This window comes from Streptomyces lasiicapitis (assembly GCF_014646335.1).
GTDB classification, from domain to species: Bacteria; Actinomycetota; Actinomycetes; order Streptomycetales; family Streptomycetaceae; genus Streptomyces; species Streptomyces lasiicapitis.
The window spans coordinates 1-18,894 of sequence record NZ_BMNG01000034.1 but is presented as its reverse complement, the minus strand read 5'-3'; the positions used below and the strand labels follow the sequence as shown (position 1 = coordinate 18,894).

16 protein-coding genes and 1 rRNA gene are annotated in these 18,894 nt (G+C 72.4%); 12 read left to right on the top strand and 5 right to left on the bottom strand.

Going from position 1 to position 18,894, the window contains the following annotated elements; translation table 11 throughout:
• Positions 1–162 precede the first annotated feature (162 nt).
• Both rrf and IEY91_RS41255 read left to right on the top strand, forming a co-directional pair.
• Positions 163–279 (top strand): 5S ribosomal RNA (rrf, locus tag IEY91_RS41260).
• A 1,484-nt stretch (positions 280–1,763) separates the two neighbouring features.
• A complete protein-coding gene (locus IEY91_RS41255; protein WP_373288138.1) occupies positions 1,764–2,654 on the top strand; it encodes a tetratricopeptide repeat protein in 891 nt (296 codons plus the stop codon).
• A gap of 70 nt (positions 2,655–2,724) precedes the next feature.
• On the opposite strand, the gene IEY91_RS41250 is transcribed toward IEY91_RS41255, so the two are convergent.
• Positions 2,725–4,062 carry a DUF1015 family protein gene (locus IEY91_RS41250; RefSeq protein WP_189177886.1) on the bottom strand — a complete coding sequence of 446 codons (1,338 nt, stop codon included), beginning with the start codon at positions 4,060–4,062 and terminating at the stop codon, positions 2,725–2,727.
• A gap of 71 nt (positions 4,063–4,133) precedes the next feature.
• On the opposite strand from IEY91_RS41250, the gene IEY91_RS41245 reads away from it, so the two are divergent.
• A complete protein-coding gene (locus tag IEY91_RS41245) occupies positions 4,134–5,186 on the top strand; it encodes an HAD-IIA family hydrolase (RefSeq protein ID WP_189177885.1) in 1,053 nt (350 codons plus the stop codon).
• Positions 5,187–5,326: 140 nt separating this feature from the next.
• On the opposite strand, the gene IEY91_RS41240 is transcribed toward IEY91_RS41245, so the two are convergent.
• The gene (locus tag IEY91_RS41240; protein ID WP_373288137.1) at positions 5,327–6,406 is read right to left on the bottom strand and encodes an ABC transporter substrate-binding protein; all 1,080 of its coding nucleotides are present in this window, start codon (positions 6,404–6,406) and stop codon (positions 5,327–5,329) included.
• Between the two features lie 367 nt (positions 6,407–6,773).
• Between IEY91_RS41240 and IEY91_RS41235 the strand changes: the two genes are divergently transcribed.
• From IEY91_RS41235 to IEY91_RS41225, 3 genes are all read left to right on the top strand, one after another.
• Positions 6,774–7,817, top strand: coding sequence for a FecCD family ABC transporter permease (locus tag IEY91_RS41235; protein WP_189177884.1), 1,044 nt, complete (start codon positions 6,774–6,776; stop codon positions 7,815–7,817).
• A 35-nt stretch (positions 7,818–7,852) separates the two neighbouring features.
• Positions 7,853–8,917 carry a FecCD family ABC transporter permease gene (locus IEY91_RS41230; RefSeq protein ID WP_189177887.1) on the top strand — a complete coding sequence of 355 codons (1,065 nt, stop codon included), beginning with the start codon at positions 7,853–7,855 and terminating at the stop codon, positions 8,915–8,917.
• Positions 8,918–9,017: 100 nt separating this feature from the next.
• Positions 9,018–9,815 (top strand): ABC transporter ATP-binding protein, encoded by a 798-nt coding sequence (locus tag IEY91_RS41225; protein ID WP_164326130.1) that lies wholly within the window; start codon positions 9,018–9,020, stop codon positions 9,813–9,815.
• Positions 9,816–9,898: 83 nt separating this feature from the next.
• Here IEY91_RS41225 and IEY91_RS41220 read toward each other — a convergent pair whose 3' ends face one another.
• Entirely contained in the window at positions 9,899–10,246 is a 348-nt protein-coding gene (locus IEY91_RS41220) for an SCP2 sterol-binding domain-containing protein (RefSeq protein WP_189177883.1), read from the bottom strand.
• Between the two features lie 42 nt (positions 10,247–10,288).
• Here IEY91_RS41220 and IEY91_RS41215 point away from each other — a divergent pair, with 42 nt between their 5' ends.
• Genes IEY91_RS41215 through IEY91_RS41205 form a run of 3 tightly spaced genes read left to right on the top strand, consistent with a single transcriptional unit; the run spans position 10,289 to position 12,346 of the window.
• Positions 10,289–10,621: a hypothetical protein gene (locus tag IEY91_RS41215; protein ID WP_189177882.1), complete on the top strand. Its 333-nt coding sequence runs from the start codon at positions 10,289–10,291 to the stop codon at positions 10,619–10,621.
• Positions 10,622–10,628: 7 nt separating this feature from the next.
• Positions 10,629–11,444, top strand: coding sequence for a TlyA family RNA methyltransferase (locus IEY91_RS41210; protein ID WP_164326133.1), 816 nt, complete (start codon positions 10,629–10,631; stop codon positions 11,442–11,444).
• Positions 11,441–12,346, top strand: coding sequence for an NAD kinase (locus tag IEY91_RS41205; protein WP_164326134.1), 906 nt, complete (start codon positions 11,441–11,443; stop codon positions 12,344–12,346). Before IEY91_RS41210 ends, IEY91_RS41205 begins: the two co-directional genes overlap by 4 nt.
• A 122-nt stretch (positions 12,347–12,468) precedes the next feature.
• Here IEY91_RS41205 and IEY91_RS41200 read toward each other — a convergent pair whose 3' ends face one another.
• On the bottom strand, positions 12,469–13,821 hold the full coding sequence (locus IEY91_RS41200; protein ID WP_229697747.1) for an ABC transporter permease: 1,353 nt from the start codon (positions 13,819–13,821) through the stop codon (positions 12,469–12,471).
• Between the two features lie 233 nt (positions 13,822–14,054).
• Here IEY91_RS41200 and recN point away from each other — a divergent pair, with 233 nt between their 5' ends.
• The 3 genes from recN to IEY91_RS41185 all read left to right on the top strand — a co-directional run bounded on the left by recN (position 14,055) and on the right by IEY91_RS41185 (position 18,410).
• Entirely contained in the window at positions 14,055–15,797 is a 1,743-nt protein-coding gene (gene recN / locus IEY91_RS41195) for a DNA repair protein RecN (protein WP_189177880.1), read from the top strand.
• Positions 15,798–16,036: 239 nt separating this feature from the next.
• Positions 16,037–16,813, top strand: coding sequence for a hypothetical protein (locus IEY91_RS41190; RefSeq protein ID WP_189177879.1), 777 nt, complete (start codon positions 16,037–16,039; stop codon positions 16,811–16,813).
• A 448-nt stretch (positions 16,814–17,261) separates the two neighbouring features.
• The gene (locus tag IEY91_RS41185) at positions 17,262–18,410 is read left to right on the top strand and encodes a glycosyltransferase family 4 protein (protein ID WP_189177878.1); all 1,149 of its coding nucleotides are present in this window, start codon (positions 17,262–17,264) and stop codon (positions 18,408–18,410) included.
• A 71-nt stretch (positions 18,411–18,481) separates the two neighbouring features.
• Here IEY91_RS41185 and IEY91_RS41180 read toward each other — a convergent pair.
• The coding region (locus IEY91_RS41180) for a PucR family transcriptional regulator (protein WP_189177877.1) at positions 18,482–18,894 on the bottom strand (413 nt) is incomplete at its 5' end.

The window sequence follows — 18,894 nt, the reverse complement described above, 5'->3', positions numbered from 1 at the left end:
GGTACTAATAGGCCGAGGGCTTGTCCTCAGTTGCTCGCGTCCACTGTGTTGGTTCTGAAACAACGAACAGTTGTGCTGGCTGAACAGCTACTTCAATTAAAGAGTGTGCTTGTTCGCTGCCCTGTTTGAGATCCCGTTCTACGACGGGATATTTCATAGGGTTTCGGTGGTCATAGCGTGAGGGAAACGCCCGGTTACATTCCGAACCCGGAAGCTAAGCCTCACAGCGCCGATGGTACTGCAGGGGGGACCCTGTGGGAGAGTAGGACGCCGCCGAACTATCTTTGGAGGGCCCTTGGTCCCAGCGTTCAACGCTGGGACCAAGGGCCCTTTTTGTTTTTGCTCGATGAGCGCCGACTACGCGGCTGCGTCAGAATGACTGCGGTACCGAAGACTAGGAGTCACCCATGTCCACCAACTCTCCCGACGAGCGTCCGGAGCGCGACCAGCGCCGCCGGGATGGTGGCGACCGGGGTGGATACCGCGGCGGACCACGTCGCGACAACGACCGCGGCGACCGTGGCGGGTTCCGTCGCGACGACAACCGCGGTGGTGACAACCGTGGCGGCGGTGACCGCGGCGGCTTCCGGCGCGATGACAACCGTGGTGGCGACAACCGTGGTGGTGACCGCCCCGGCTTCCGGCGTGACGACAACCGTGGCGGCGACCGGCCCGCCTTCCGTCGCGACGACCGGCGGGATGACCGGCGCGACAACGACCGCGGCGACCGTGGCGGGTTCCGCCGTGACGACAACCGCGGGGGCGACAATCGCGGTGGTGACAACCGTGGTGGCGGCGACCGCGGTGGCTTCCGGCGCGACGACAACCGTGGCGGTGGCGGGTACCGAGGCCGTGACGACCGCGACAGCGGACGCCCCCCGTTCCGCCGGGATGACCGGCGTGACGACCGGCGTGACGACCGCGACCGCGGTGGTGACCGCGGTGGCTTCCGACGTGACGGCGACCGGCCGGCCTTCCGCCGTGGTGACCGTGGTGGTGGTGACCGTGGTGGCTTCCGTCGCGATGACAACCGTGGTGGCGACAACCGCGGTGGTGACCGTCCCGGCTTCCGGCGTGACGACAACCGTGGTGGTGGTGACCGTCCCGGCTTCCGGCGCGATGACAACCGTGGCGGCGATCGACCCGCCTTCCGTCGTGACGACCGACGGGATGACCGCCGCGACGACCGCGACCGCGGTGAGCGGGGTGGCTTCCGTCGCGACGACCGGCGTGATGGTGACCGTCCGGGCTTCCGTCGTGACGACCGGCGGGATGACCGTCGCGACAACGACCGCGGAGACCGCGGCGGGTTCCGCCGTGACGACAACCGTGGGGGCGACCGACCTCCCTTCCGTCGTGACGACCGACGGGATGATCGCCGTGATGACCGTCGTGACGGTGACCGCGGTGGTTTCCGTCGTGACGACAACCGTGGCGGCGACCGCGATCGTGGTGACCGTGGCGGGTTCCGGCGCGATGACAACCGTGGCGGTGACCGGCCCGCGTTCCGTCGTGACGACCGGCGGGATGACCGGGGCGGCGACCGCGACCGCGGTGAGCGGGGCGGCTTCCGGCGGGACGACAACCGTGGTGGTGGCGGGTACCGAGGCCGTGACGACCGCGGCAGCGACGACCGTGGGCGCGGCCCCCGCCGTGACGACAGCCGTGGTGGGCGGCCCGGTGGGTTCCGTGGGCGTGACGACCGGCGTGACGGCGACCGCGGTGGGTTCCGGCGTGACGACCGTGAGCGGGACCGTGAGCCGATCAAGCGGCTGCCGATCCCGGACGACGTCACGGGCGACGAGATCGACAAGGACGTACGACAGGAGCTGCAGAGCCTCCCCAAGGGGCTCGCGGAGGACGTCTCCAGGAACCTGGTGATGGTCGCAAAGCTCATCGACGAGGACCCCGAGCAGGCCTACGAGTACGCGAAGATCGCGCTGCGGCTCGCCTCGCGCGTCGCCGCCGTACGCGAGGCCGCGGGCTTCGCGGCGTACGCCAACCAGAAGTTCAGTGAGGCGCTCGCCGAGTTCCGGGCCGCGCGGCGGATGACCGGCAGCGTGGAGCTGTGGCCCGTCATGGCGGACTGCGAGCGTGGGCTCGGGCGGCCCGAGAAGGCCCTCGACATGGCCGGTGCGCCCGAGGTGCACAAGCTCGACAAGGCGGGCCAGGTCGAGATGCGGCTCGTCGCCGCCGGCGCCCGGCGCGACATGGACCAGATCGACGCCGCCATCGTCACGCTGCAGAGCCCCGAGCTGGCGTCCAACTCGGTGCAGCCCTGGACCGCGCGCCTGCGGTACGCCTACGCCGACGCGCTGCTCGCCGCCGGACGTGAGGACGAGGCGCGCGAGTGGTTCGCCAAGGCCGTCGAGGCCGACAAGGACGGCAGCACCGACGCGTCCGACCGGCTCGCCGAAATGGACGGTGTCGAGTTCGTCGACGCCCTCCGCATCGATGACGTCGAGGTCGAGGTCGAGGTCGAGGTCGAGTCCGGCGATGACACCGTTGCCGAGCCGGTGGAAGCAGAGGCTCCTGAGGTCAAGGCCGACGCGGCCGAGGCCAAGGCTGAGGCTCCCGAGACCGATGCCGAGATCACAGGCGAGGCCGGTGCGGACGCCGGTGCCGACGTCGCCGTCGAGCGTGACGAGGACTGACAGCAGCACCAGTAGGTGAGCGAAGGGGCGGGACTCCGAGTGGAGGCCCGCCCCTTTGTCGTGTCCGGGGTCAGAACGCCAGGTCGCGCAGGACCAGGCCCGTCGCCGGCTTCGGGCCGAACGACGTCGACTTGCGGGGCATCGTGACGCCCTGGCGGGCCAGGTCGCGGACGACCTCCTCGCGGACCGGGTGCATCAGGACCGCCGTGCCGCCCTCGCGCTCGGCCTTCTCGACCGTCGCCTCCGTGTGATGGATGTACGCGATGTGCTCCGGGTTGTCCGGGATGCGCCAGATGTGGTCCAGGAGCGTGGCGTGCAGGACCGTCGCGTCGAGGGTGCGCCAGGCCTCCGGGCGGCCCAGCGGGACCGTGCGCGCCAGGATGTCGGGGGACGGGCGGTCGACGAGGTGGTACGAACCGTCGCCGGCCAGGAGGAACGCGTTGCCCTCGGACGCGGCGTCGGCGAGGGCCGCCCGCGCCTCCGGCAGTGGGCAGCGCAGGGTGCGTACGCGGAACGAGTCCCCGAGAGCGCTCAGCGCCTCCGCGACCGGCAGCCGGTGCAGATAGCGGTGGATCGCGCGCACCCGCAGCGGATAGCGGCACGTGTCCACGAGCAGGACCAGACCGAAGTCCCACGGGCCCGGAGAGGTGTGCTCGGCGCGCAGCCGCAGATAGGTGGCCCAGCGGTGGTGGCCGTCGGCGATGAGGGCCTGGTGGCGGGCTAGATCTGACTGGATTTCAGCGATCTCGGCGGGGTCGGTCACCGCCCAGAGGCGATGGCTGAAGCCGTCCTCCGTGGTCGTGGAGAGCAGCGGTTTGTGCTGCGCGGCGCGCTCTATTACGGCTGCAGTGCCAGTGCCAGTGCCAGTGCCAGCGCCAGCGCCGGGGCCGCCTGCGGAGCCGCTCGTCGTGGCGCCTGGTGCGTCCTCGCCGCGGTAGGTGAGGAGCAGCGGTTCCAGGTTCGCTGCCGTCGCGCGCATCAGGGCGGCGCGGTCCTCGACGACGTGCGGCATGACGTCCTCGTGCGGCAGGACCACGCCTTCGTCAGGGGCGGACAGGCGCAGGGCGCTGATGATGCCGCGCTGCAGGATGTCGCCGTCGCGTTGCTCGTACACGTACAGGCCGGGGATCGGATCGGGGGCCAGGATGCCCTCGCTGAGCCAGTCGTGGAGGGTGTCCGCGGCCTGCCGGTTGCGGGCGGCCGGAGTGGTCGCCTGCGGCAGGATCAGGCGGACGATGTTGTGCGGGTCGGAGGACTCCAGTTCGAGGAGGCCGTCGGGCCGCACGACCACGTCGTACGGCGGTGAGGTCACGGCGGCGAGGGAGCCGACCCGCTCGGAGTCATAGCGCACACCCCTGAACGGGATCAGGTCGAGGCCGTGGATGTCCGTGTGACCCGCTGTGTTCATTAGGGCATCGTATGTGTGTCAGTGGCATGAGCGATGATCGGGGGAGTGGAATTATCGAGGAGCGATACGTAATGAGCCAGACCGGCAGCCAGGGCGGAAACCAGCCTGTGCGGACCCGTCCCGCGGGCAGCGCGCGGGCCCTCAGCGAGAGCTATGACACGGCGCTGCTCGACCTGGACGGGGTGGTGTACGCGGGCGGCAAGGCCATCGCCCACGCCGTCGATTCGCTGGAGACGGCCCGGTCGGGCGGTATGCGCCTCGCGTACGTGACCAACAACGCGCTGCGTACGCCGGACACGGTGGCCGGGCATCTGACGGAGCTCGGCATCCCGACCGACCCGTCGGACGTGATCACCTCGGCGCAGGCAGTGGCGCGGCTCGTGAGTGAGCAAGTGCCCGCCGGGGCGCGGGTGTTGGTGGTGGGCGGTGAAGGGTTGCGGGTCGCGCTGCGTGAGCGTGGGCTGGAGCCGGTGGAGTCCGCCGACGACGATCCGGCCGCCGTGGTGCAGGGGTATGGCGGGCCCGAGCTTGCCTGGGGGCGGTTCGCGGAGGCCTGCTATGCCATCGCGCGTGGGGTGCCGTGGTTCGCGTCCAACACGGATCTGACCATTCCGAGTGGGCGCGGGATCGCGCCGGGGAACGGGGCGGCGGTGGAGGTCGTGCGGATCGCCACGGGGGCTGAGCCGCAGGTTGCCGGGAAGCCGTTGCCTCCCATGCATCGGGAGACGATTCTGCGGACCGGGGCGGAGCGGGCGCTGGTTGTGGGGGATCGGCTCGATACGGATATCGAGGGGGCGTTCAACGGGGGTGTGGACTCGTTGCTCGTGCTGACCGGGGTGACGGATGGGGCGCAGTTGTTGGCTGCTCCGCCGGAGCATCGGCCCACGTATGTGGATGCGGATTTGCGGGGGATGTTGGGTGGGCAGCCGGAAGTGGTGTCTGGGGAGGGTGGGTTTGTTTGTGGGGGGTGGACTGCCTCTGTGAAGGGCGAGGCTCTGGTGCTTGAGGGGGAGGGGGTTGCCTTGGATGGGTTGCGGGCGTTGTGTGCCGTTGCCTGGACGGCGGCTGGGGACGGTCGGTGTGGGCTTGATGGGGGGAAGGGGTTGGCTCGGTTGGGGTTGTAGGGCGGCCCTGCGGGGCTTTCCCCAGTCCCGCCCCTTTCCCGCTGCATCGATTGGCGGCTCCGCCGCGGGCAGGGGGCTGCCGCCCCCTGGACCCTCGCTGTCGGCCTGAACGGCCTCGTCCTCAAACGCCGGAGGGGCGGCTAGCGCTTGAGCTTCTTGGACTTCTCGACGGCGGCGGCCAGCTGCTCGAGTACGGGCGCGTAGCCGGCGTAGCTGTAGCGCTCCTCCATGGACCACGGGACGGTCTGGCCGACCTTGACGGCGGGGAGCTTGTTCCAGGTGGGCTTCTTCGCGAGCTGCTGCTCGTTCAGCGCGGAGGAACGATTGTCGACCATGATCAGATCGGCGTGGTACTTGTCGGCGTTCTCCCAGCTCAGGAACTCCCAGAAGCCCCACTCGTCGCTCTTCTTGCCCTCGACGAACTCGACGCCGAGGTCCTTGAAGTAGTTGAGGTCGCAGTAGGAGTCGGGCACGGCGACGTACATCTGGTCGGCGTCGCCCGTCATCGCCATGACCTTCAGGCCGCCGTTCGCCTTCGCGGCCTTGCGCAGGGTGCGTTCCGCCTTCTGGAAGCGGGACTTGGCGGCCCGTACCTTCTCGGACTCCAGGTCGGCGCCGAGCGCGACCGCCAAGTTGGTATAGCGCTTCAGCGGCTCGAGGAGCGAGGCGCGGGCGCCGTTGATGCCGACCGACGGGGCGAGGGCGGCGATCTTCTTGCTGCTCTCCTCGGGGACGAACCAGAGGTTCGGCGGCGGGAACATGTTGCTGATCAGCAGGTCCGGCTTGAGGGACGCGTACTTCTCGATGTTGAACTGGCCCCAGGTCTCGCCGACGCTGGTCAGTTTGTCGACATCGAGATCGCCGGCCTGCGGGTTGGGCTTGCCGCCGACGGGCTTGGACGGGCCGAAGACACCGGTGCACTCGACGCCGTAGTCGTGCAGGGCGGCGGCCGTGCTGATGAACGCGACGATGTTCTTCGGGGTCGACTTGGTGCGCACGGTCTTGCCGCGGTCGTCCTTGAAGCTCCAGGCCTTGCCGTCGGAGGAGCCCGCGTTCGACGCCTTGTCCTTGTCGTCGCCGCAGGCGGTGAGGAGGGCGCCGAGGCCCAGGGCGCCGCCGGCGGTGAGCAGTCCGCGCCTGGAAAGGGCGGGGAGGGCGGGACGGGAGGGGGTGGACGGGCCGGACGGGCCGGACGGGTTGTACGGGCTGGACGTGCGCATCAGGCGACCTTCTTCGCGTCTTCTGTCGCCGTGGCGAACCGCTCGATGAGCGGCGCGTACCCGGCGTGGCTGAACTGGGCTTCGTTGAACCAGGGATGACCTGGCCGGATCCGACGGCGGGCAACCGTGCCCAGGTCGGCTTGGACTTCCTGAGCTCGCCGTTCTTGAGCCTGGTGGGGCCGAAGGCGCCGGTGCACTCGCCGCCGAAGTCGTGCAGGGCCACCGCCCGAGCCGTTCCCGCCGCTCGCGCCGAGCACCGATCCGCGCGACGGCCTGAACCCGTGGGGCTCAGGAGACGGGCGTGACCGGGGCATACGGGTGTCTTCTCTCGTCGAAGAGCAATGGGAGGGTAGGCTAACCTAACCTCGTGTTGGTCGACAGTCCCCCCGAACCCAGCGCGGAGACCGCTCCCGCGCCACCCGGCCGCCGCGCGATACGCGGCGCCGGACTCCTGCTCTCCGTAGTGGTGTTGCTGGCCCTGGTGTTCGCCAGCATCGCCGTGGGCGCCAAACCGCTCTCCATGGACCAGGTGTGGCACGGCCTGTTCGAGGACTCGGGGACGTACGCCGATGTCGTCGTCGGCGAGCGGGTGTCCCGCACGCTGCTCGGTCTGCTCGCGGGCATGGCGCTCGGCCTGTCCGGCGCCGTCCTGCAGGCGCTGACCCGCAATCCGCTGGCCGACCCCGGACTGCTCGGCATCAACATGGGCGCGTCCGCAGCCGTCGTCACCGCCATCAGCTTCTTCGGGGTCACCTCGCTGAGCGGCTATGTGTGGTTCGCCTTCGTGGGCGCGGCCGTTGTCGGTGCGCTTGTGTACGCGCTCGGCGGCACCCGCAGCGCGACGCCCGTGCGGCTCGCGCTCGCCGGTACGGCGCTGACCGCGGCGCTCTCCGGCTATCTCCAGGCCGTGATGATCACGGACAACGCCGCGCTCGACAAGATGCGCTTCTGGACGGTCGGTTCGCTTGCCTCCGCCAAGATGGAAACGATCCAGCAGGTCCTGCCGTTCCTCGCCGTCGGCGCCGTGCTCGCGCTCGGCCTCGCCCGGCCGCTCAACGCCGTGGCGATGGGCGACGACACCGCCCGCGCCCTCGGCGCCCATCTGACCCGCACCCGCGCGCTCTCCATGGTCTCCGCGACGCTGCTCTGCGGCGCCGCGACCGCCGCGTGCGGGCCGATCATGTTCGTCGGCCTCATGGTGCCGCACATCGTGCGCTCCTTCACCGGCCCGGACATGCGCTGGATCTTCCCGTACGCGGCCGTCCTCTCGCCCGTCCTGCTGCTCGGCGCCGACGTGCTCGGCCGGGTCGTCTCGCGCCCCGCCGAACTCCAGGTCGGCATCGTCACCGCGGCCATCGGCGCCCCGGTGTTCATCCTGCTCGTACGACGGCGGAGGACGGCCCAGCTGTGAAGGAGATACGTTCCCGCGCGTCACGTACGCGAGCGATCGGCACCCAGGCGACGCAGACCCAGGGGATACGGACCCGGGCGATACGGACCGGCGGCGGAATCTCCGTCCGCTTCGACGTCCGCGCCACCGTCGTCGTGGCGGCCCTGCTGGTCGCCGCGCTCACCGCGAGCGTCCTGCTCATCGGCACCGGCGACTTCCCCATCCCGGCCGCCGATGTCATCCGCACCCTGCTCGGCAACGGCGACCCCGGCCAGGAGTTCATCATCAACGACCTGCGGCTGCCGCGGGTCGTCGTCGGCCTCCTGGTGGGCGCCTCGCTCGGACTCGGTGGCGCGCTCTTCCAGTCCATCGCCCGCAATCCGCTGGGCAGCCCGGACGTGCTCGGCATCGGGCAGGGCTCGACCGCGGGCGCCCTCCTGATGATCGTGATCTTCCAGGGCAGCGCGAACGAGGTCGCGGGCGGGGCGCTGGTCGGCGGCCTCTTCACGGGTGTCGCGATGTATCTGCTCGCCTGGAAGCAGGGCGTCCACGGCTACCGGCTCGTCCTCGTCGGCATCGGCGTGAACGCCTTCGCGGTCGCCATGAACGGCTATCTCCTGACCAAGGCCGACCTCGTCGACGCCGCGCGCGCGGTCGTGTGGATGACGGGGTCGCTGAACGGCCGCGACTGGGAGCAGGTGTGGCCGCTGCTCACGCTGTGCGCGGTGCTGCTTCCGCTGGTCATCGCCTATGCGCGGCCGCTGCGGATGCTGGAGATGGGCGACGACACGTCGTACGCCCTCGGGGTGCCCGTCGAGCGCACCCGCATCGTCCTGATGGGCGCGGCCGTGCTGCTCACCGCCGCCGCGACCGCCGCCGCCGGGCCCGTCAGCTTCGTCGCCCTCACCGCGCCGCAGCTCGCCCGCCGCCTGACCCGCTCGCCGGGCCCCAACCTGCTGCCCGCCATGTGCATGGGCGCCACCCTGCTGATCGTCGCCGACTGGCTGTCGCAGCGCGCCTTCGGCGCCGACCAACTGCCCGTCGGCGTGGTCACCGGTGTGCTCGGCGGCGTATATCTGGTGTGGCTGCTGGTCACCGAGCGCAAGGCGGGACGGATATGACCCTCGTCGCCGCCGCGGTCCGGGCCGGGCTTCGCGCGCACCCCATGACGTACGCGCACCAGGCGACGTACACGAACCACTCGACCAGGAGCGTGCCCCTGTGAACCGGCTCATCGCCGACGACGTGACCATCGGCTACGACCAGCGCGTCATCGCGGAGAAGCTGTCGGTCCAGATCCCCGACAACTCCTTCACCGTGATCGTCGGCCCGAACGCCTGCGGCAAGTCGACGCTCCTGCGCGCCCTGTCCCGGATGCTCAAGCCCTCGGCGGGGCGGGTGCTTCTCGACGGGCAGGCCATCCAGTCGATGCCCGCGAAGAAGGTCGCGCGGACGCTCGGCCTGCTGCCGCAGTCGTCCATCGCCCCCGATGGCATCACCGTCGGCGACCTCGTGGCGCGCGGCCGCTATCCGCACCAGGGCCTGCTGCGGCAGTGGTCGGGCGACGACGAGCGGATCGTGCGCGAGTCCATGGAGGCGACGGGGGTCGCCGAGCTCGGTGACCGGTACGTCGACGAGCTGTCCGGCGGTCAGCGGCAGCGGGTGTGGATCGCCATGGCGCTCGCCCAGCAGACGCCGCTGCTGCTGCTCGACGAGCCGACGACGTTCCTCGACATCCAGCACCAGATCGACGTCCTCGACCTGTGTGCCGATCTGCACGAGGAGCAGGGGCGGACGTTGGTCGCCGTCCTTCACGACCTGAACCATGCCGCCCGGTACGCCACTCATCTCATCGCGCTGCGCGACGGGAAGGTGCTGGCCGAGGGGCCGCCGGGCGAGATCGTCACCGCCGAGTTGGTGGCGGAGACCTTCGGGATTCGGTGTCAGGTCATCGATGACCCGGAGACGGGGACGCCGCTGGTGGTGCCCGCTGCGCGGAAGGCTCGTGCGGTCGCGTAACGGGGCCTGGGCCTATGGGGGCTTCGCCCCCTTCCCCCCTTTTTTCGCCGCTTCGCGGCTCGTCCTCAAACGCCGGACGGGCTTTATAGCAGCTTGCGTAGGCGTAGGAGGTCTCGTAGGCCTGCCTCCAGGGTCACTCGGCCTGAGGCCCAGGCCTTGGCGAAGTTGAGGTTGCCGTCGACCATGGCGATCAGGTCGTCGCCGGTCATGGCGAGGCGGATCTCGGCCTTCGCTCGAGGCGGGCCCGGGTGTCGGTCGAGGACCTCGATCCGGCCGTTCTTCAGGCGGCCCGTGAACGTTGCGTCCAGATCCCTGATGTGGCAGCTCAGCGAGCGGTCGAGCGCCGCGGCACTGCGTACGCCGCCGTCGGCGTCCGCGAGATTGTCCGAGAGTCTGTCGAGTGCGCTGCGGCACTCCGCCATGGTCGCCATCGTGATCGACGGTACCGCAGGGCTTCGATGTAGCGTCGTGGCATGAGCGACTGGACGCCGGGCCGCGAGCCCGAGCCCACGGAGGCGGAGCACGAGATTCCGGCAGGTCCGGCGAGTCCGGAAGTCGACGCCGGCGCCGACGTCGACCCCGCCGCGCCCGCCCCCCTGGAAGTGGTCCGCACGCCCACCGGCAACGCCGAGGTCGACGCGCGGCTCCAGCGTCTCGCCGATGCCGACCACCTCGCCACGGACGGCCACATCGAGGTGTACGAGGATGTCCACCGGGGCCTGCGCGACACGCTGACCGCGCTGGACGCGCACCCCGGGCCTCCCGCGCCCTCGGGAGCGCCGCACACTTCGTACGACAGGAGCTGAACCGAACGTGGCAGGAGTGGCACGCCGCCGCCTCGACGCCGAGCTGGTGCGCCGGAAGCTCGCGCGCTCGCGCGAGCACGCAAGCCAGCTGATCGCCGCCGGCCGGGTGAGCGTCGGCAAGACCCTCGCGACCAAGCCGGCCACGCAGGTGGAGACGGCCGCCGCGATCGTCGTCACCGAGGACGACAGCGACCCCGACTACGTCTCGCGCGGCGGCCACAAGCTCGCCGGCGCGCTGAAGGCCTTCGTGCCGGAAGGGCTCGCCGTCGAGGGGCGGCGCGCCCTCGACGCGGGCGCGTCCACCGGCGGCTTCACCGACGTGCTGCTGCGCGCCGGGGCCGCACACGTCGTCGCCGTCGACGTCGGCTACGGCCAGCTCGCCTGGTCGCTGCAGAGCGACGACCGGGTCACCGTCAAGGACCGTACGAACGTACGCGAGTTGACGCTCGACCTCATCGACGGCACCCCCGTCGACCTGGTCGTCGGCGACCTCTCCTTCATCCCGCTGGGCCTCGTGCTGCCCGCCCTTGTGCGGTGCGCCGCCCCGGACGCGGATCTGGTCATGATGGTCAAGCCACAGTTCGAGGTCGGCAAGGAACGCCTCGGCAGCGGGGGTGTGGTGCGCAGCGAGGAACTGCGGGCCGACGCCGTGCGGACCGTGGCGCGGCAGGCGTGGGGGCTCGGTCTCGGGGTGCGCGGCGTGACCGCCAGCCCGCTGCCCGGACCCTCCGGCAATGTCGAGTACTTTCTGTGGCTGCGCGCCGGGGCGCCGGAACTGGACCCGGCCGATGTCGACCGTGCCGTGGCGGAGGGGCCCCGTTGAGTCAGACCCGAGCTCGTACTGTTTTTCTCCTTGCGCACACCGGCAGGCCCGCGGCCATCCGCAGCGCCGAACTGGTCGTGCAGGGACTGCTGCGCAGCGGCATCGGCGTACGCGTCCTGGAGGCGGAGGCCGTGGACCTGCCGCTGCCGCCCTCGGTGGAGCTGGTCAAGGAGGCCACGCCCGCGTGCCTGGACGCGTGCGAGCTCCTGATCGTGCTCGGCGGTGACGGGACGCTGCTGCGCGGCGCCGAGTTCGCCCGCGCGTCCGGCGTGCCGATGCTCGGCGTGAACCTCGGCCGCGTCGGCTTCCTCGCCGAGGCCGAGCGCGACGACCTGGACAAGGTCGTCGACCGCGTCGTCACCAAGGCGTACGAGGTCGAGGAGCGCATGACCGTCGATGTCGTCGTGCACAGCAACGGCGATGTCGTGCACCGCGACTGGGCCCTGAACGAGGCCGCCGTGCAGAAGATGTCGGCCGAGCGGATGCTGGAGGTCGTCCTGGAGATCGACGGGCGCCCGGTGACCGGCTTCGGCTGCGACGGCATCGTGTGCGCGACGCCGACCGGCTCGACCGCCTACGCCTTCTCGGCGGGCGGGCCCGTGGTGTGGCCCGAGGTCGAGGCGCTCCTGATGGTGCCGATCAGCGCGCACGCCCTCTTCGCCAAGCCGCTGGTGACCTCGCCGGACTCCGTCCTCGCCGTCGAGGTGCAGCCGCACACGCCGCACGGGGTGCTGTGGTGCGACGGGCGGCGGACCGTCGAACTGCCCGCCGGGGCGCGGGTGGAGGTGCGCCGGGGCGCCGTGCCGGTGCGGCTCGCGCGGTTGCACCACGCGTCGTTCACGGACCGGCTTGTGGCCAAGTTCGCCCTGCCGGTCTCGGGGTGGCGGGGGGCGCCGCACTGACGCTCCGCTGGGGCGCAGTGTGCGACCTGCGGGTCCGTTGTGGCTGGTCGCGCCCACGCGGTGGAGCCGCATATCGACAGAGCCCCGCGCCCCTTCGGGTGCTCCACCCCAGCGCCCGCGTATCAGGTGCCGTTCACCACCGATATCGCCCGGCGACGTAGCACCAGAACGACCGGCAGGCCCGTGGCGCCGAGGGCCAGGAGCAGGGTGCCGGTGGCTATGCCCGTCGGCACCGCCCACGGCAGATACGGGACCGCAGAGCCGAAGGCCGTGCTGAGCATCGGCGCGAGCGTGGCGAGGGCTATCGCGCCGCCGATGAGCAGCGCCGTCCCGGCGACGACCACCGCCTCCCACGCCGCCATGGCCCGCACTTGGCGGCGCTGGGAGCCGACGACCCGCAGCAGGGCCAGGTCGCGGCGGCGCTCGAAGGAGATCATGGCGAGGGTGTTGGCCGAGGCGATCGCGGCGAAGCCCGCGTACAGCGACGTGCCCATGTAGTCCATCCAGACCTCGCCCGTGCTGCCCGCGGAGCCCGTGTGGTGCTGGGCCGTGGTGTGCACCGCGATCTTCGTGAGACCGAAGCCGACGACCAGGAGCAGCGGCACCACCGCCGCGGAGAACCGGCGGGGCTGGGAGCGGACGTTGAGCATCGCCAGGCGCGCCGCGCTGCCGCCGAGGCGCCCCACGGCCGCCGACACCAGCCAGGCCGCGGGCCCGATGAGCCGCGGCCCGAGCAGCCCGGCGCCCACGCAGAACAGGATCAGGACCAGGAACGCCCCCTCGTTGGCCTCGTCCGCGGGCTGCCGCGAGAGCAGCACGGACAGGAAGACGCCGCCCGCGACCGCGAGCACGCCCAGCGGGGCCCGCAGCAGGCCGAGCCCGCGCCGCCCGGCCGCCGCCTCGTCGAGGGCACGTGCGGGCCGCAGCAGCGAGAAGCGCAGCGCGGACAGGACGGCCGCGAGCGTCGAGGTGACGACGGCGACGCCCAGGCACACCGGCAGCGCCAGCCAGCTGAAGCGGAAGGGCACTTCGGCCGGGACCAGGCCGTGCGTGATCATTCCCCGGAACCACACCCGGGCAAGGACGCCGCCGAGCGCGAAGCCGACCAGGGCGGCGGGTATCGACGCGGCGAGGGCCTGGACGGCCACGGCGCGGCGGACCTGCCGGGGCCTGGCGCCGATGGAGCGGACCAGCGCGAGCTCGCGGTGCTGCTGCACGACGGCTGTGCCCATCGTCGACACGACGACGAATATCGACATGTAGATGGAGCCGATGAGGAGCACGGTCGCCATGTCGCCCACGCCGTTCTCCGTGAGCTGTGCGCGTGCGCGGCCCGAGAGGCCGTCCGTGCTCGTCGTGCGCAGCATCATTGTCGACGCGCTCACGACGGTCGCCGCGAACAGTGCCGCGACGGCCGTGCCGATGAATGCCGGGCGGTGCGCGTGCAGCGCCGCCCGAGCCAGTCCAGTACCCATGTCGATCATGATGGGGCGCCAGGTACACCCGCCACCATGAGGGCCGCCGCAGGATTCCACTGAGGAAAACCCCACCCCTCGGCCCGGCGGCGCAGACACGGACAGTCCGGGCACGGACGGTCAACGGAACGGTCCGGGCCGGGTGACGGAACCGGGTCCGCCGCCCGGGGCAACGACCAGCGCCTTCACCGCGGGGGGTGGGGCGGCGTCGCGGGCCCCCGGGAAAACCTCGTATGGTCAGGGGCGTGTTGGAGGAGATGCGGATACGGTCGCTCGGAGTCATCGACGACGCGGTGGTCGAGCTGTCGCCCGGTTTCACCGCCGTCACCGGTGAGACCGGTGCGGGCAAGACGATGGTCGTCACCAGCCTCGGCCTGCTGCTCGGCGGGCGCGCCGACCCGGCCCTGGTGCGGATCGGCGCCAAGTCGGCGGTGGTGGAGGGGCGCATCGCCGTGCCCGCGGGCGCCGCCGCGGCCGTGCGTGCCGCGGAGGCCGGGGCCGAACTGGACGACGGGGCCCTCCTGGTCAGCCGGACGATCTCGGCCGAGGGCCGCTCCCGCGCCCACCTGGGCGGGCGCTCCGTGCCGGTCGGCGTGCTGTCCGAACTCGCCGACGACCTCGTCGCCGTACACGGACAGAGCGACCAGCAGGGCCTGCTGAAGCCCGCCCGGCAGCGCGGCGCCCTCGACCGGTACGCGGGCGACTCCGTCGCCGTGCCGCTCGACAAGTACACGGCCGCCTACCGCCGACTGCGCGCCGTCAGCCTGGAGCTCGACGAGATCACCACGCGCGCCCGCGAGCGCGCCCAGGAAGCCGACCTGCTGCGCTTCGGCCTGGAGGAGATCGCCGCCGTCGAGCCCCGCGCGGGCGAGGACACCGAACTCGCCGCCGAGGCCGAACGCCTGGGCCACGCCGAGGCCCTCGCCTCCGCCGCGACCGCCGCGCACGCCGCCCTCGCCGGCAACCCCGAGGACCCCGAGGGTGTGGACGCCACCACCCTCGTCGCGGGCTCCCACCGGGCCCTGGAGGCCGTCCGCTCCCACGACCCCGCCCTCGCCGCCCTCGCCGAGCGCATCGGCGAGATCGGCATCCTGCTCTCGGACGTCTCCGGCGAGCTCGCCGGGTACGCCGACGACCTCGACGCCGACCCGCTGCGGCTCGCCGCCGTCGAGGAGCGGCGGGCCGCGCTCACACAGTTGACCCGCAAGTACGGCGAGGACGTCGGGGCCGTGCTCGCCTGGGCCGAGGACGGTGCCTCGCGGCTCACCGAACTCGAGGGCGACGACGACCGGCTGAGCGAGCTGACCGCCGAGCGGGACGCCCTGCGGGCCGATCTCTCCGGGCTCGCCCGGGCCCTCACCGACGCCCGCGTCGAGACCGCCACGCGGTTCGCCGCCGCCGTCACCGAGGAGTTGGCCTCCCTCGCCATGCCGCACGCGCGCGTGACGATCGATGTCCGGCAGACCGACGACCCCGACGGCGTCGAGATCGACGGGCGTACCGTCGCCTACGGGCCCGCCGGTGTCGACGAGGTCGAGCTGCTGCTCGCCCCCCACCCCGGTGCGCCGCCCCGGCCCATCGCCAAGGGTGCGTCCGGCGGTGAGCTGTCTCGCGTCATGCTCGCCGTGGAGGTCGTCTTCGCCGGTACGGATCCCGTGCCCACCTATCTCTTCGACGAGGTCGACGCCGGGGTCGGCGGGAAGGCCGCCGTGGAGATCGGGCGGCGGCTCGCTCGGCTCGCGAAGTCCGCCCAGGTCGTTGTCGTCACGCACCTTCCGCAGGTGGCCGCGTTCGCTGATCGGCAGTTGTTGGTCGAGAAGACGAATGACGGGTCTGTGACGCGGTCCGGGGTGCAGGTTCTTGAAGGTGAGGACCGGGTGCGGGAGCTGTCGCGGATGCTGGCCGGGCAGGAGGACTCCGAGACTGCTCGGGCGCATGCGGAGGAGTTGTTGGCGGCGGCTCGGGGGGACGGCTGAGGTCTGGGGCCCTGCGGGGCTTTCCCCAGTCCCACCCCTTCCCGAAACCGGGGGCTGCCGCCCCCGGACCCCCGCCATCGGCCTGAACGGCCTCGTCCTCAAACGCCGGACGGGCTGAAAAGAGCCGGGGCGCGGTGGAGGTTCCGGGTGGGTGGGACAGACCCCCACCGAATCGGCGCTCCGCGCCTCGTCCTCAAACGCCGGACGGGCTAGAAGCAGAGCCCCCGTACGCTGACCCCATGCCCGTCCCCCGCCGCACCGCCTTCCTCACCGCCGCCACCGCCACCCGCGCCGCCCTCGCAGCGCTCCGCACCCGCCCCCCGGGCGACCCCACCCGCTGGCAGCGCACGAACTTCGCGGGCCGCACGGTCGAGTTGTACGGGGGACCCGCGACGGCCGTCGGTGCCGCGCTGGGGGCCGCGGCGCTCGCCCCCCGTCCCCGCGCCGCAGCGGGCCTCGCCGTGCTCGCGGCGGGGGCCTGCGGGGCGTACGACGACGTGGCGGGGGCGGGGGACCCCCGGCGGGGGTTCCGGGCGCATCTGGGGGCGCTGCGCGGGGGCGAAGTGACCAGTGGCGCGGTGAAGTTGTTCGGGGTCTCGGCGGCGGCGCTGGCGGCGGGAGCGCTGCTCAAGGAGCGGCCGGTGGACAAGCTGCTGGCGGGCGTCGTCATCGCCGGTACCGCGCACTTCGTGAACCTCGTGGACGTACGGCCCGGCCGGGCGGCCGCGACCGTGCTCGCCCTCGGCGCGCCGGGCCTGTTGCGCGTGGGGCCGGGCGCGACGCTCGCCGCCGCGTCGATGGGCGCCGCGGCCGCCGTGCTGCCTGACGACGTGGGCCGGCGCACGATGATCGGCGACACCGGGGCGCACGCCCTGGGGGCGGCCCTGGGCGCGGCCATCGTCGCGGGCAACGGCCGCGCCGGTCTCGCCGTGCACGCGGCGGGCCTTGTGGCCGCGGCGGCCTGCGGGGACACGGTGAGCCGGGTGGCCGCGTCCGCCTTCGGGGAGACGCGGTAGGCGGTACCGGAAACGGCCCCCGACCGGTACCCCTCGGGGTTTCCGGCCGGTTCAGCCACGCCGAAACCGGCCAGGGACTTTCCGTCGTGCCCCCGCGGTTGCGAAGATGCGTGGACCGCCAAGCAGTTGGCGCGCGGACAGGGCGGACAAGGAAGTCCCAGAAGTCCCGGCAGGTCAGAGGAGCTCCCAGCAGGGCGGCAGAGGAAGCCGCAGAAGAGCAGAAGACGCATCCGGCGCCAGCCCCCGGTGCTCACCCGAGCGGGTGATCCCGTGCGCGGAGTTGTCCGGTCCGACGCGGAAGGGGCCTTTCGGCGGTGCCGGAACGGGCGTACGTACTGGCATTCTTGGCGCTGCGCACGGGCGGGCCACCGACCGCCCGCACCACCGGCGCCCACCCACCCCTCGGCGCGCCGCCCGACCGCCGACCCGACCCAGGAGCCCCGGCCGCGTGAGCCACGTGAGCACCCCCGCACCGCAAGGCCAGCCGCCGCTGCACACCGTGCAGGTACTCGGCGGCGGCAGCGCGGGCAGCAGCGCGCACGTCAGGTCCCTGTCGACAGGGCTCGCCGCGCGCGGAGTGCGCGTCACCGTGTGCGCGCCCGCCGAGGCCGACGAGGCGTACGACTTCGCGGGCACCGGCGCCCACCACGTCGCCGTGCCGCGCCGCAGCGACCCCGCGTCCGTCGCCGCGCTCCGGGCGGCCTGCGCGGACGCCGACCTGGTGCACGCGCACGGGCTGCACGCCGGGCTGCGCGCCGCCCTCGCGCTGACCGGCCGCCGCATCCCGCTCGTCGTCACCTGGCACACCCGCGCCCAGGCCGCCGGCGCCCGCGCGCACGTCCTGCGGGTCCTGGAACGGCGCGTCGCCAAGGCCGCGACCGTGGTGCTCGGCACCTCGTCCGACCTCGTCGACCGTGCCCGCGGCCGGGGCGCCCGCGACGCCCGCCTCGCCCCCGTCGCGCTGCCCGCGCCACGCCGCGGCGACGGCCGCGAGGACACGGACGCCGAGCCCGTCGGGCCGCGCCACAAGATCCGCGCCGAACTCGGCGCCGTGGACCGCCCCTTGCTGCTCGCCGTCGGCACCCTGGACGCCCACCGCGGCTACGACGTCCTCCTGGACGCCGCGCACTCCTGGAGCGGGCTCGAACCGGTGCCGCTGCTCGTCGTCGCGGGGGAGGGGCCGCTGCGCGCCGCCCTGCAGGCCCGCGTCGACGCCGAGGGGCTGCCCGCGCGGCTCGTCGGACGGCGCGAGGACGTTCCCGAACTCCTCGCCGCCGCCGACCTCGTGGTGCTGCCGAGCCAGTGGGAGTCCCGCTCCCTGCTCGCCCAGGAGGCCCTGCACGCGCGCGTGCCGCTCGTCGCCACCGCCGTCGGCGGCATCCCCGAACTCGTCGGCGACGCCGCCGAACTCGTCCCCTACGGCGACGCCGAGGCCCTCGCCGACGCCGTCGGCCGCCTCCTCGCCGACGACGTACGCCGGCGGGAGCTGCGGGACAAGGGCGCCGCCCAGGCCGCGACCTGGCCGACCGAGGACGAAACGGTGACTCAAGTGCTGAGCGTCTACGACGAGTTGACCCAGCCGCTCACTTCCTACTGAAGGCCGCGGCCGGTCACTTCCTACTGAAGGCCCCGGTCACTCGCTTCTTACTGAAGGCATCAGCCGCGCACCTACACCACATGCCTGCGCGCCCGCAGCGCCAGACTCAGCGCGAGCACCGTCTGCGGGTCGTCCAGGTCCGTGCCGAGCAGCTCGCCGATGCGGGCCAGGCGGTTGTACAGCGTCTGGCGGTTCAGGTGCAGCTCCCGTGCGGTCTCCGCCTTGCGGCCCGCGTGCGCGAGATACGTCTGGAGGGTGGGCAGGAGCGGCGGCTTGGAGCGCTGGTCGTGGTCGCGCAGCGGGCCGATGGCGCGGTCCACGAACGCGGCGAGTGCGGCGGTGTCGTGCTGGTGCAGCCGCCACAGGAGCAGATCGATGTCCAGGCGCCGCGCGTCGTACCAGGCCCGGTCCGGCAGCCCCTGCGCCGCCGTGGCCGTCTCCGCCGCGTGCCGCAGCCCCGACGCGGCCGCCGCCCAGCCGCCCG